Origin of the sequence: Leucobacter ruminantium, from assembly GCF_017565705.1 — a bacterium.
Taxonomy (GTDB): Bacteria; Actinomycetota; Actinomycetes; order Actinomycetales; family Microbacteriaceae; genus Leucobacter; species Leucobacter ruminantium.
Genome location: NZ_JAGDYL010000009.1, coordinates 82,652 through 95,502, shown reverse-complemented (window position 1 = coordinate 95,502; position 12,851 = coordinate 82,652). Strand labels below are relative to the sequence as shown.

The window sequence follows — 12,851 nt, the reverse complement described above, 5'->3', positions numbered from 1 at the left end:
CGCGCTACCCGGCGTCCTCGCCGTGGAGCGAGGTGCGGAGCAGCGCAGTCACCTCCTGGATGTGGGCGCCCATCATCTTCGACGCCGACTCGGCGTCGCCGTCGCGCAGGGCGTCGCGCACGCGGCGGTGCTGCTCCACGAGGCTCTCGTTGCCGCTGACGCGCTCGACCACGCGCACAACCCAGACGTTGAGCAACGATTCGATGCTCTTGAGGATCGAGGAGAGGGCCGGATTACGCGCGGCGCGAGCCACCACGAGGTGGAAGGCGGTATCGGCGTCCGCGAACGCCTGCGGGGTCCTCGCGCGCTCCATGCGGGAGATGAGTTCGTCGAGTTCGTCGATGTCGCCGTCGTCGCAGCGCCTCGCGGCCAGCTCGGCGAGTGCCACCTCGACGTAGTAGCGGGCCTCGATGAGTTCGGAGGCCTGTCGGGAGCCGAGCAACACGCCCCAGGAGATGACCTGGGGCAGGATGCTGTTCGGGGTGGCGGAGAGATACGTCCCGTCACCCGGTCTGATATCGATGAAACCGATGATGTCGAGGCATTTGAGCGCCTCGCGCAGCGGCGAGCGTCCTACGCCGAGCAGCTCGACGAGACGGCGCTCGGGCGGCAGTTTGTCCCCCGGCTGCATGCCGAGGCTGACCGTGCTCTGTACGACGTGCTGGACGATGTCGGCGACCGAGACCCTGCGCGTATCCTGCACCGCCGGGAAGTTCGGTTCAGACAGAGCGATCACCTTCTCTCGAGCCGCCGGGGCGGCTCGTCCCGCGGCGAAATGGCCTGTTCCAGCGATACTACAGGCCGCGACCCGGTCCGGTCGCGGCCTGCAGGGTCTCTCAGAACCAGCGGTGACCGACCGTGTCCTTACCCAGCGCCGATGCCATCGACTTCACCTGACGGATCATCAGCCCGATGTCGGAACCCAGGGAGACCATGCCGAAGCCCTGGTCGCGACGCTGGATCGCCTCGTCGGTGCTGCGGGCGACGATCCCGGAGGAGATCCCCCGCTCCTTCGCCCGCCGCAGGATATCGAGGTTGATCTCGGCGACGCCCGGTCCCTCCCACTCGCCCACCGCACCGCGGCTGGCCGACATGTCGCCGGGGCCGAGGAAGACGGCCTCGATGCCGCTGACGCCGAGAATCTCGTCGAGATTGTCGTACGACTTCTGGGTCTCGATCATCGGGATGAAGAGGAGCTCCTCATTGGCGGTCCGCACGTAGCTCTCGAGTTCCAGACCCCACCTCACCGAGCGCTCTCCGCCGATGCCGCGGCGTCCGATCGGCGGGTAGTAGAAATGCTCGTACGCCGCCAGCACCTCATCGGCGCTGTCTACGAGCGGCAGTACGATGCCGTGTGCGCCGACGTCGAGCGCCCGCTTGATCGGCTCGAGGTCCTGCGACGGCGGACGCACGAGTACCGTCATGTCGGTCCCTCGAGCCGCCTGGAGGTGGCCCTGGATGTCCTTGTAGTCCAGGTAGCCGTGCTCCATGTCGATGCAGATCCAGTCGATGCCGAGCATTCCGGCCACCTCGGTAACCGCCGACGCCTCCGAAGTGACCCAGAGGCCGAAGGCGGTCTCGCCTGCGGCGAACTTCTCGCGGAGCTTCTCGTTCAACTCAGTACCTTTCGTTCTGCGGGCGCGTCTGCCGCGTCCCGGCTGCTCCCGTCGTCCGCGTGACGACGGAGATTCCATGCGTCCTCGCCCTCGGGCGATGTACCTCGCCGGAGCTGCCAACGCGAGACCCAGGCGACGAGGAAGGGGACGAGAATGGCCGTGGTGATGACGGCGGCCGCGATCTGGGATGTGGCGACCGCCTGCACCGACTCGTAGCTCGGGTCGACGAGGGCGACCGCGGCGGGCGTGGCGATCGCGTTGCCAGCCGTCGTGGACTCGGCCGCCCCTGCGATGACGTTCCGTGCGGGCCTCGGACGTCCGCGGAGCACATGCACGAGGTAGAGCAGCCCCATGCTCGCGGCCGCGACGATCGTGAGGGAGAACAGCCCGAGCAGGACTCCCTGGAGCCCCGACTGCGGCAGCTCACCGAAGTCGATGCCCCGCCCCACGATGAATCCGAGGAACGGGATGAGCAGCGCCTCGCCGGGTCTCAGGAACTCGCGAGCGGTCGGGCTCACATTGCCCACGAGGAAGCCGATGACGAGCGGGAGGAGGATCCCCACGAGCATTTCAGCTGGGAAGGAGGCGAGTCCGGCTGCGCCGAGAGCGATGAGTGTGATGAAGGGCCCATCGTTGATGGACAGCACCGACACCGCCCCACGGTCGCTGAGGTTGCCGAACTGCTTCGTGAGCGCGACATAGAGGGTCGAGTTCGAGTTCGTGATCGCGGCGATGAGCGCGAGCGGGGTCAGACCCCAGAGCACGCCGCCGGGGACGAGGAAGGCGACGCCCAGACCGATCGCGACGCCGACGCCGACCTTGGCCGTGAGCACGACGACGCCCTTCTCGAGCGTCACCGCCCCCTGGCGGAAGTCGAGCTGCGCTCCCATGCAGAAGAAGAACAGTCCGAGCAGCGCGCCCACGCCGTCTCGGAAGAGCGCGGTGGTGAAGCTCCCGATGTCGAGCAGTCCGGGGAAGAAGGTATTGATGACGGCCCCGAGGAACAACGGGTAGATCATCAGCGCGCCCGGCACGCTGCCGATGATCCTCCCGAACCTCTTCCAGGGGCCTGTGGTGGTCGTTGCGGTCATGCTCACTCCCTTGTGAGGACTGGTGATGGAAGCCGGGTTCAGGCGTTCGCGGCGGATCGGGCATCGCGGGCCCGGGATTCGAGTTCTCGGCGCACCTCAACGGCGACGGTCTCCGCGGGCAGCGAGACGTCGTCCCACCCGACCGGGGTCCCCTTCGCGACGGGTCGGACGACGGTCGCGCCGTGAGCGAGGCCCATCGGCAGGCACCGCGCGTCGAGCGAGCGTTCGGCGCTCGTGAGCGCGCCCCGCACGGTGAACCCGCCCTCGCCGTCGAGCACGTCGCCGGGGACCAGATCGCGCTTGGCGATGCTGATGACGTCTCCGATAAAAGCGCGGGGTGCTCCCGTGGCTTCGCCGCGCAGCACCGCCGAGGCGATGCTCACCCCGAGCTCCATGCCGATCATGTGGTAGGGGCGGTACAGGGACGCGTACTCGCCGCTCGCATCGGTGATTACGCCGTACTCCGAAAAACAGGCGGCAGCGTATGCGGTGCGCGCCTTGAACGTGACGTAGACGCCCCAGCGCAGGTCGCGCTCGATCTGCCCGCCGTCGCGGTGGAGGCTCGACACGACCTCGACCGTCCCGCTCCGCGGCAGCTCACCGCCGAGCCGTTGCGGGATCAATCGGTGCGGCAGGTCGTCGACACCGACGGGTGGGAAGCGCAGACCGTCGGGATCGGGCACGAGCCCGGTCGCGTTCGCGACGGCGGCCATCTCGATCGCCGACTTGGTGCCGTCGATAAACGAGTTGAACATCTGCGGGTTCATGCCACCCGCGAGCGCCTGCTCCTCGGACAGCCCGTAGTACTGCCACACCGTCTCGGGCGTCGAGTCCTCGTACTCCGGCAAGTACTTGGTGCCCTTCCCAGCGGCCACTACGTCGTAGCCCACGGTGCGGCACCAGTCGACCATCTCCGCGATGAGCGCGGGCTGATCGCCGTAGGCCATGGAGTAGACGACTCCCGCGGCATCCGCCTTCTCCTTGAGGATCGGACCCACCATGCAGTCCGCCTCGACGTTCACCATGATGATGTGCTTGCCGTGCTCGATGGCGGAGAGCGCGTGCCGGGTGCCCGCGAGCGGGTTGCCCGTAACCTCCAGCACCACCTCGACGTGCGGACTCGCGATCAGGTCCGCCGAATCCGCGAGCACGGCCGTGCGCCCCGTGCGTCGTGCCTCGTCGAGCCCGATGCGCCCGAACCGAGCAGCGTCCCAGCCGGTGCGCTCGAGCGCGGCTTCGGCTCTCGCGGGATCGAGCTCGGCGACGCCCACGACGTGGAACTCCGGCTGGCCGGCCGCCTGAGTGAGGAACATCGAGGCGAACTTGCCCGCACCGATGACGCCGACGCGGATCGGGCCGCTCTCCGTCACCCTCCGCTGCATCAGATCGTAGAGGTTCATCGGTTCGCCCCGTCCGCCCCGTAGGTGAACGCGGTGAGGGGCTCCGTGGGCGCGACGGGAAGCTCTCGGATGGGCGAGAACGAGGTCGGCGTCATGATCGTGTTATCCCAGCGGATGATCATCGGCCGCACCACCGCGATGCAGGCCTGCCACTCGGGATCTGCCGCGAGCGCCGAGCGGCGCTCCTGGCGATCGTTGAGGTCTCGGAAGGCCCAGAGGTGCCTGACCTGGTTCTGCGTCCCGAACTCGGTCGTGAAGTACCCGAGGAACCCCTCGAGGATCCGCTTCTGCGCGGGCAGGCCCAGCTTCTCGTAGTGCTTCAGGAACTCGGCCATGGGGATGCCCGGGTTGATGTCGTAGGTGCGCATTTCGACGATCACGCCCGCCTCCTTCAGTCGGTGTATCGCGGAGGTGGTGCGGCGAGATCGATGGCGCCGCTGCCCGCGAGACCGGAAACATCGACCGGTCGATGTTTAAGTGTAGGGGCAGCCGTAAGGCCCGTCAACCATCCGGAGCGGAGGCCCAGTAAAGGGAGGCGGCCGGGCGGAGAGCGGCCGCTGCCCGAGGCATCACGCCCGGAGAGCGCGAGGGACCACGACCGCAAAGCGCACGGGAACACCCCTCAGGCCCGAGGGATGGGCGGCTGCCGCGCTCAGACGACGGCGCGAGCCCCGAGCACGTCGCGGTAGACCTCGAGCAACCGCGCTGCCGACGCCGCCCAGCTGCGGGTGAGCGCGTGTCGACGCGCCGCCTCGCGCATCGCGTCGGCGAGATCGGGGTCGCCGAGCACGCGCTCGACGGCCGACGCCCACTCGCGCGGGTCGTCGCCGGAGACGAGGACCCCTGTCGAGCCGTCGATGACGGCCTCGCGCAGACCGCCGGCCGCTCGCGCGACGACGGGCACGCCCGACGCGGCCGCCTCGAGCGCCACGAGCCCGAAGGTCTCGGAGTGCGATGGCACCAGCACCAGGGCGGCGCTGCGGATGCGCTCGGCGAGCTCGCTGCGTCGCAGCGCGCCGTCGAACGCGGTCGTGCACACCATGCCGTGCTCCGCGACCGCCTCGTGCAGGCCGCGCACGTAGCCGTCGTCGTCGGGCGGCGAAGCACCGACGATGCGCAGCACGGGTCGATGCTCGGCGGGAATCTCCGCGATGGCCTCGATCGCGAGGTCGAATCCCTTGAGGGGGTGCAGTCGGCCCACGACCACGACCTCGGGCCTGCCGCCGCGGGCGATCCAGTCGCGCTGCTCGTCGCAGTCGCGGGTGGCGCAGGGGTGGAACAGCTCGGTGTCGACCCCGAGCGGCACGACCACGATACGCGCGGGATCGCCGTCCAGGCGCTCGATCGCCGTGCGACGCTCGGCCTCGCTCACGGCGATGATGAGGTCGACCTCGTGCGCGAGCCGCCGTTCGCCCGCCAGCCGGCCGGGCGATTCGGGGCGCTCTCCCTCGGTGAGCGGGGAAGCCGGATCCGCCGCGATGGAGTGGTAGCTCTGCACCAGCGGAATGCCCGCGGCGCGAGCCACCGGCAGGGCGGCGATGCCCGAGAACCAGTGCTCGGCGTGCAGCAGGTCGACGGGATCCCTTTCGATCTCCGCGGCGAGCGCGCGCCCGAACTCCTCCATCACCTGCTCGTGGTCGCCCTTGGCGAGCAGCCGGTCGGGGCCCGCGGTGAGGTGGATGACGGTGAGACCGGGGATCAGCTCCACCCGGTCGGGCACGTCGGGTTCGCTGCGGCGGGTGTAGATGCGGACGCGCTGCCCCTCGCGCGCGAGCGCTTCGGCCTGTGCGCGCACCACGACGTTCATGCCCCCGGCGTCCTTGGTGCCCGGTACGTCGAGCGGGGACGTGTGCAGCATGACGAAGCCGATGGTGATGGGAGCTGTCGTCATAATCAACGAGCGTATCGGTTCCGGGCCGCGTGCGCAGTCGTTCGCCGACTCGGGAATAGCGGCGCGGATGCCTGCGTTGTAGACGATGCGATACCCCTTGGGGGTATCATTGGAATCGTCAACAGACCGAGAGGGATCATCATGAGCACGACCGAATACGCCGTCACCGGAATGAGCTGCGCGCACTGCGAGAACGCGATCCGCAGCGAGGTCGAGCAGATCCCCGGCGTCACCGGCGTCGAGGTCAGTGCGCAGTCGGGAAGGCTGGTGGTCTCCTCCGACGCCCAGATCGCAGACGAGGCCGTGATCGCGGCCGTCGACGAGGCGGGCTACGAGGCCGCCCCACGATGAGCGCCGGCACCGGACTCGAGCTCGAGATCGGGGGCATGACCTGCGCGTCGTGCGCCGCCCGCATCGAGAAGAAGCTCAACCGGCTCGACGGCGTGGAGGCCTCGGTCAACTACGCGACCGAGAAGGCGCGCGTGCGGGTGCCCGACGGCTACGATCCCTCGCTGCTCATCGCAGAGGTCGAGAAGACCGGGTACACCGCTTCCCTGCCCGAGCCCCCGACCGCTCCCGCCGCTTCGGGTGCGGCTTCTTCCGAAGGCCGCGATGCGGGCGAGGGATCGCGTCCTGCCGAGACCGGCGGAGACACCGACCGCGACGACCCGGAGCTGCGCACCCTGCGCCAGCGTCTCATCGGCTCGATCTGGCTCTCCGTGCCCGTCATCGTGCTCGCGATGGTACCCGCGCTGCAGTTCACCTACTGGCAGTGGGCGTCGCTCGCGCTCGCGGCGCCCGTCATCGTGTGGGGCGCCTGGCCCTTCCACCGCGCCGCGTGGACCAACCTCAAGCACGGCGCGGCGACCATGGACACGCTCGTGTCTGTCGGCACGGGCGCGGCCTTCCTGTGGTCGCTCTACGCCCTGTTCCTCGGCCACGCGGGCATGCCCGGCATGACCCACGGCTTCGAGTTCACCGTGCAGCCGAGCGACGGCGCGAGCAACATCTACCTCGAAGTCGCCGCCGGCGTCACCATGTTCATCCTCGCGGGTCGCTACTTCGAGAAGCGCTCCAAGCGGAGAGCGGGGGCGGCGCTGCGCGCACTCCTCGAACTCGGCGCGAAAGACGTCGCGATCCTCTCCGACGGTGTCGAGACGCGCGTGCCCGTCGCGCAGCTCGCCGTCGGCGACGAGTTCGTCGTGCGGCCGGGCGAGAAGATCGCCACCGACGGCGCGATCGTGAGCGGCCACAGCGCGATCGACGCGTCGCTGCTCACCGGCGAATCGGTGCCCGTCGAGGCGGGGCCCGGTGACGCTGTGACGGGCGGCACCGTCTCCACGAGCGGCCGCCTCGTCGTTCGCGCCACCCGCGTCGGGTCCGACACCCAGCTCGCCCGCATGGCGCAGATGGTCGAGGACGCGCAGTCGGGCAAGGCCGAGGTGCAGCGCCTCGCAGACCGCATCTCGGGCGTCTTCGTGCCGATCGTCATCGTCATCGCGCTCGGCACGCTCGTGGCGTGGCTGCTGCTCGGCGACTCGGTCGCCGCCGCGTTCACCGCGGCCGTCGCGGTGCTCATCATCGCCTGCCCGTGCGCGCTCGGCCTCGCCACCCCCACCGCGCTGCTCGTCGGCACCGGACGCGGCGCCCAGCTCGGCATCCTCATCAAGGGGCCCGAGATCCTCGAATCCACGCGCCGGGTCGACACCATCGTGCTCGACAAGACCGGCACCGTCACGAGCGGGCGGATGGAGCTCGTCGAGGTCGTACCCGCCGAGGGCCAGGACAGGGCTGAACTGCTGCGCATCGTCGGCGCAGTCGAGGGCGCATCGGAGCACCCGATCGCCCAGGCGATCGCGCGCGGTGCGGCAGATGAGCTGGGTATCGAGGCGAGGGATCTGCTCTCCGTCGACGGCTTCCGCAGCACCGCAGGCAAGGGCGTCGCCGGTACGGTGCACGGGACCGACGGCGCAGCCGACGTCACCGCGCTCATCGGCCGCCCATCGCTGCTCGAGGAGTGGTCGGTGCGGGTCGATCCCTCACTGATCGAGCAGAAGGACCGCCTCGAGAGCGAGGGCAGGACCGCCGTGATCGCCGCCTGGGACGGTGCGGCCCGCGGCGTCGTCGCGGTCGCCGACACCGTGAAGCCCACGAGCGCGGACGCCGTGCGCCGGCTGCGCGAGCTGGGCCTCGACCCGATCCTGCTCACCGGCGACAACCGCGCCGTGGCCGAGCAGGTCGCCGCCGCGGTGGGCATCGAACGGGTGCGGGCCGAAGTGCTGCCCGGCGACAAGGTCGACGTCGTCAAGCGGCTGCAGGCGGAGGGACGCGTCGTCGCGATGGTCGGCGACGGGGTGAACGACGCCCCGGCCCTCGCGCAGGCCGACCTCGGCATCGCGATGGGTACCGGCACCGACGCGGCGATCGAGGCGGCCGACATCACCCTCGTGCGCGGGGACCTCGTCAGCGCTGCCGACGCCATCCGACTCTCCCGCAAGACGCTCGGCACCATCAAGGGCAACCTGTTCTGGGCCTTCGCCTACAACGTCGCTGCGATCCCGCTCGCAGCCCTCGGGCTGCTCAACCCGATGATCGCGGGGGCCGCCATGGCGTTCTCGAGCGTCTTCGTCGTCGGCAACTCGCTGCGGCTGCGGCGCTTCACGGGCGCTGCGTCGTAGGAGTGTGCTCCCGCTGGTTGAGCGAGGCGCGTGGATCGCAGAGAAGAGATCGCTTCAGCGATTTCTCGCGATCCACGACGACGCCACCGCGTCGGAGTCGAAACCAAGGGACCGCTCCGGGTTTCGACTCGCTCCGCTCGCTCAACCGGCGGAGGGAGCGTCGCTCGCTGCCGGATCCGGCCGGCGAATCCTGAATACGGACCCTCCCCTCTCCTGCGCTGCACGCCAGGGAGCACAGCGCCACTCCTCGCCGCCGCTCCCCCGCCATCGACTTGACGCGTTCTGCTGCTTTGGCGCGTGATAACAGCAGAACGCGTCAAGTCGGCGGCATCTGATCTCACTCGGAATGTGTCGGCGTCAAGTCGGCGCATCTGATCTCACTCGAAGGGAATTGATATGGTCGGCGATATGAACGACGAGTGCGGCGTCGGGTTCAGCGACGCGCATCCCGGGCGCCCGAGCTCAGGCGCCTCGGCGGCCGGGCACGGGCACTCGCACGACCACGGGCTGCAGGGCGCCGCAACCGCGACCGGCAAGCACCGCAGGCGCCTCGTCCTCGTGCTCGCGATCACGCTCACCGTCTTCGCCGTGCAGGTCGTCGGAGCGGTCGTCTCGAACTCGCTCTCGCTGCTCGCCGACGCCGGCCATATGCTCACCGACGCGACCGGCGTCGCGATCGCGCTGATCGCGAGTCTCGTGGCCGCGCTCCCCGCCACGTCGAAGCGCACCTTCGGCTACCTGCGCGTCGAGGTGCTCGCGGCACTCGTCAACGGCATCGTGCTCGGCGTCATCGCCGTCGTCATCTTCGTGCAGGCCGTGCAGCGCTTCGGCGACCAGGTCGAGGTGCACTCCGGTCCCATGCTCGTGGCGGCCGTGATCGGTGCGCTCGCGAACCTCGTCTCCCTGCTCGTCCTGCGGTCGGGGCAGAAGGAGAGCCTCAACGTGCGCGGAGCCTACCTCGAGGTGCTGGGCGATCTGCTGGGATCCCTCGCGGTCATCATCGCGGGCACGATCATCCTGTTCACCGGGTGGAACTGGGTCGACCAGGTCGCCTCGCTGCTCATCGCCGTGCTCATCCTGCCCCGCGCGATCAGCCTGCTGCGCGAGGTGGTCGACGTGCTGCTCGAGGCCTCGCCCAGGCATCTCGACGTCGACGCGGCGCGCGACCACATGCTCGCCGTGCCCGGCGTGGTCGAGGTGCACGACGTGCACGCCTGGACGATCACCTCGGGCGTTCCCGCGTTCTCGGCGCACGTCACGGTCTCCGACGAGACCTGGAACCGTCTCGGCTACCACGCCGTGCTCGACGAGTTGCGCGCCTGCCTGCACGAGCACTTCGACACCGAGCACGCGACGCTGCAGCTCGAGCCGGAGAGCCACGGCGCCGGCACGGGCCGCGCCGCCGAGACCGGCGTGCACGGCTGACGGTCTCGGCGCCTGCGCACCGATCGCGCCGAGTGCGTCATCGGGCGGCCGTCGACTCAGGCGTCTTCCCTGGGCGGAGCCACTGATCCTTCCCCGCCCGAGCAGTTCAACTCCACCGGCAGGTGGTCGAGCGTCCGCACGCCCCGGTCCCCCGTCATCCTGACGACCAGGCGCTCGGCCGCCCGCTGCCCGAGCAGCTGCGCCGGTTGCCGCAGCATCGTCAGCGGAGGCGTGTAGACATCGGCCCACGGCGAATCGTCGAACCCGACGAGCGAGAGGTCTTCGGGAAGCCGCAGGCCCGACTCGCGCACCTCGGCGAGCACGGCGACAACCGCGTCGAGCTCAGTGGCGATGACCGCGGTGGGGGGCTCCGTCGCGAGCAGCGAGCGCATGAAGTCGCGCACTCCGGCACTCGTCTGCTCGCCCGTCATGACCAGCCCCGGGTCGAGAGGGATCCCGGCCGCTTCGAGCGCATCCGCGTAGCCGAGGAAGCGCTCGCCTACGCTCGAGAGCTCTGAGGTGCGTGCCCAGCGGAGCAGAGCCTCCGGTGTCACCCTGCGACGAGACGGTCTGGCCGGGCCCCAGGCGAGGGCGATGCGACGATGCCCGGCTGCGATGAGTCGCTCGGCCGCGGCACGGCCGGCATCGCGATTGTCCATCACCACGGCGTCGGCCTCGAAGTCGTTCAGAGTGCGGTCGACCTGGACGACGGGAGTGCCGCGATCGGCGGCCCAGCGCAGTGCCTCAGCCGAGGCATCCGCTCCCCCGGCCGGTGCGACGATGATTCCGTCGACGCGTTTGCCGACGAGCAGCCGCACCGCCTCATCCTCCAGCTCGACGTTCTCGTCGGAGTTGACGAGGAGCACACCGTAGCCGGCGCGCCGCGCCTCATCGGCGATGCCCCGAGACACCGCCGCGAAGAAAGGGTTGGCGATGTCTGCGAGAACGACCCCGATCGTCATCGTGACGCCCCTGCTCATGCTGCGCGCGAGTTCGTCGGTCTCGTAACCGAGCCTCTTCGCTGCCAGCAGCACACGACTGCGAGTGTGTTCGCTCACCGAGCCGTAGTTGCCGAGCACCCGCGCCGCCGAGGAACGGCCGACCCCGGCCTCTCGCGCGACCTCGGAGAGCGTCGGCCTCATGGGTTCCGCATTCGTCACGTCTCAAACCTAGCGGGCGCGAGGCCTCAGCTCGCGAACACCACGGCACCGCCCGCGATCACGAGGCGGACAGATGCCTCCGCGAGCGACGCGGGCTCTGCTTCGAAGAGGTCGCGGTCGAACACGGCGACGTCCGCCGCCGCACCGGGGACGAGAACGCCCCACCGCTCGACCGCACCCATTGCGACGGCACCGGCAGCCGTCCACATCTCGAGGACCGCGGCCCTGCTCACGGCGCGTTCGGGCCGCCACCGCTCGATCGGCACGCCCGCACCGAGGATCCGCTCCGATGCCGAGAGCATCGCCTCGGGCAGGGAAGGAGCGAACAGCGGGAAGTCGGTGCCCGCGCTCACGGTGACGCCGCGATGCAGCATTTCGGCCAGATTGCACAGGTGAGGAGCACGCGGTCCGAGCAGGCCGTCGAGGAATGCACCGCTGTAGCCTTCGAAGCGCAGCATCTGCGGGTACGTCTCTACCGCGAGACCGAGTTCGGCGATCGCCTCGGCCTCGGCGTTCGCGACCATGCTGACATCGGAGATGGACGAGCCCGCGGGGATGCGTTCCCGGCCTGCGAAGATCTCGACGCAGGCCCTCACTGCTCCGTCGCCGTCCGCGTTGAGCGCGAGCGCGAAGTCCGCGTCGAGTACGCGCGCGGCCTCTGCGCGCAGAGCGGCGTAGTCGACGTCGGGCCGTTGCCTGCGACGCCACTCATCGTCCGGAGGCAGCAGGTCGGCGGTCCCCTCGTCGAAGGATCCATCGGACATCAGTTTGAAGCCGTGGAATCTTGCCGGGTCGCATCGTCCGATCCCCGTGCGGCCCTCTGCGCGCCACTCCTCAGCAGCGCGCAGATCGGCCGGTGCCGCCACCGGCTGGGAGGCGAAAGCGTAGCGCACCGCCAGGGATCCCTCGCCCAGCATGCGGTCGACCTCGGCGAGCATCCCGAGGTGAGCGTCGAACGCGATGTCCTTCACCGAGGTCACGCCGCCGCGATGCATCGCGGCCGACGCCGCCGCGAAGGCCGCGCGCACGGTCGCGGGCTGAGCGGCGAGCTGCGCGTAGACCCCATGCAGCGCCTCGTTCGATGAGGGATCCGGCGCGCCGAGCCGTCGAGCCGCCGCAGGCGAGCACTCGAGCGCGGTCCGCCCGCGCGCCAGCACGATCGCGTCCACGCCGGGCGCGGCGACTTCGAGCCGCTCGATCAGTCGAGGCGCGCGCTCGGGGTCGACCCCTCGCAGGAAGAGCGGCTCCCCCGCGTCTCGCGCCGCCCGCCCGGCTGCCTCGAGCTCGTCCTCGCCGAGCGCCGCGGCGTCGAGGCCTCCGTGCTCCAGCAGCTGCGAGGTGAAGAACGTGTGGTTGTCGTGCAGGCCGGGCACGACCGTACCGACTCCCGCGTCCACGACCTCCGTGCGCGGTCCGATGAGATCGGATGGGGACCCGCCCTCGGTATCGACCGCGACGATGCGACCGCCGACCGTCGCGACGAAGCCGCGACCCGGCGCGGCCGCGACGGGGTGGATGCGTTCGCCGACGATCACCCGATCAGCGAACGCGCCCCGTGTGTCCGCGCCCCCTGCGGTCCGAGACACCCCG

11 protein-coding genes are annotated in these 12,851 nt (G+C 70.0%); 3 read left to right on the top strand and 8 right to left on the bottom strand.

Annotation, left to right across the window (positions count from 1 at the left end; all coding sequences use genetic code 11):
* Positions 1–4 precede the first annotated feature (4 nt).
* The 6 genes from J4H91_RS07380 to J4H91_RS07355 form a co-directional block, all read right to left on the bottom strand.
* Positions 5–736: an FCD domain-containing protein gene (locus J4H91_RS07380; protein WP_208045618.1), complete on the bottom strand. Its 732-nt coding sequence runs from the start codon at positions 734–736 to the stop codon at positions 5–7.
* A gap of 100 nt (positions 737–836) precedes the next feature.
* Positions 837–1,616, bottom strand: a complete 780-nt coding sequence (locus J4H91_RS07375) for an HpcH/HpaI aldolase family protein (protein ID WP_208045617.1) — start codon at positions 1,614–1,616, stop codon at positions 837–839.
* A complete protein-coding gene (locus J4H91_RS07370; RefSeq protein WP_208045616.1) occupies positions 1,613–2,707 on the bottom strand; it encodes a 2-keto-3-deoxygluconate permease in 1,095 nt (364 codons plus the stop codon). The genes J4H91_RS07375 and J4H91_RS07370 overlap by 4 nt, the downstream gene beginning before the upstream one ends.
* 38 nt (positions 2,708–2,745) lie before the next feature.
* Positions 2,746–4,107, bottom strand: a complete 1,362-nt coding sequence (locus J4H91_RS07365; RefSeq protein ID WP_208045615.1) for an NAD(P)H-dependent oxidoreductase — start codon at positions 4,105–4,107, stop codon at positions 2,746–2,748.
* Positions 4,104–4,487 carry an NIPSNAP family protein gene (locus tag J4H91_RS07360; protein WP_208045614.1) on the bottom strand — a complete coding sequence of 128 codons (384 nt, stop codon included), beginning with the start codon at positions 4,485–4,487 and terminating at the stop codon, positions 4,104–4,106. Before J4H91_RS07360 ends, J4H91_RS07365 begins: the two co-directional genes overlap by 4 nt.
* Before the next feature lie 272 nt (positions 4,488–4,759).
* Complete coding sequence (locus J4H91_RS07355) at positions 4,760–5,998, bottom strand: glycosyltransferase (RefSeq protein WP_208045613.1); 1,239 nt, start codon at positions 5,996–5,998, stop codon at positions 4,760–4,762.
* A gap of 141 nt (positions 5,999–6,139) precedes the next feature.
* Here J4H91_RS07355 and J4H91_RS07350 point away from each other — a divergent pair, with 141 nt between their 5' ends.
* The 3 genes from J4H91_RS07350 to J4H91_RS07340 all read left to right on the top strand — a co-directional run bounded on the left by J4H91_RS07350 (position 6,140) and on the right by J4H91_RS07340 (position 10,101).
* Positions 6,140–6,349: a heavy-metal-associated domain-containing protein gene (locus J4H91_RS07350; RefSeq protein WP_208045612.1), complete on the top strand. Its 210-nt coding sequence runs from the start codon at positions 6,140–6,142 to the stop codon at positions 6,347–6,349.
* Complete coding sequence (locus tag J4H91_RS07345; RefSeq protein ID WP_208045611.1) at positions 6,346–8,676, top strand: heavy metal translocating P-type ATPase; 2,331 nt, start codon at positions 6,346–6,348, stop codon at positions 8,674–8,676. The genes J4H91_RS07350 and J4H91_RS07345 overlap by 4 nt, the downstream gene beginning before the upstream one ends.
* Positions 8,677–9,072: 396 nt before the next feature.
* Positions 9,073–10,101 (top strand): cation diffusion facilitator family transporter, encoded by a 1,029-nt coding sequence (locus J4H91_RS07340; RefSeq protein ID WP_243752745.1) that lies wholly within the window; start codon positions 9,073–9,075, stop codon positions 10,099–10,101.
* A gap of 56 nt (positions 10,102–10,157) precedes the next feature.
* Here J4H91_RS07340 and J4H91_RS07335 read toward each other — a convergent pair whose 3' ends face one another.
* The gene (locus J4H91_RS07335) at positions 10,158–11,261 is read right to left on the bottom strand and encodes a substrate-binding domain-containing protein (RefSeq protein ID WP_208045610.1); all 1,104 of its coding nucleotides are present in this window, start codon (positions 11,259–11,261) and stop codon (positions 10,158–10,160) included.
* Positions 11,262–11,287: 26 nt separating this feature from the next.
* Positions 11,288–12,796 (bottom strand): amidohydrolase family protein, encoded by a 1,509-nt coding sequence (locus tag J4H91_RS07330; protein ID WP_208045609.1) that lies wholly within the window; start codon positions 12,794–12,796, stop codon positions 11,288–11,290.
* Between the last annotated feature and the right edge of the window lie 55 nt (positions 12,797–12,851).

Bases quoted from the DNA above. Each gene is read 5' to 3' on its own strand.
- J4H91_RS07350 (WP_208045612.1), top strand. From the start codon at position 6,140: ATGAGCACGACCGAATACGCCGTCACCGGAATGAGCTGCGCGCACTGC.
- J4H91_RS07355 (WP_208045613.1), bottom strand. From the start codon at position 5,998: ATGACGACAGCTCCCATCACCATCGGCTTCGTCATGCTGCACACGTCC.
- J4H91_RS07365 (WP_208045615.1), bottom strand. From the start codon at position 4,107: ATGAACCTCTACGATCTGATGCAGCGGAGGGTGACGGAGAGCGGCCCG.
- J4H91_RS07345 (WP_208045611.1), top strand. From the start codon at position 6,346: ATGAGCGCCGGCACCGGACTCGAGCTCGAGATCGGGGGCATGACCTGC.
- J4H91_RS07340 (WP_243752745.1), top strand. From the start codon at position 9,073: ATGGTCGGCGATATGAACGACGAGTGCGGCGTCGGGTTCAGCGACGCG.
- J4H91_RS07370 (WP_208045616.1), bottom strand. From the start codon at position 2,707: ATGACCGCAACGACCACCACAGGCCCCTGGAAGAGGTTCGGGAGGATC.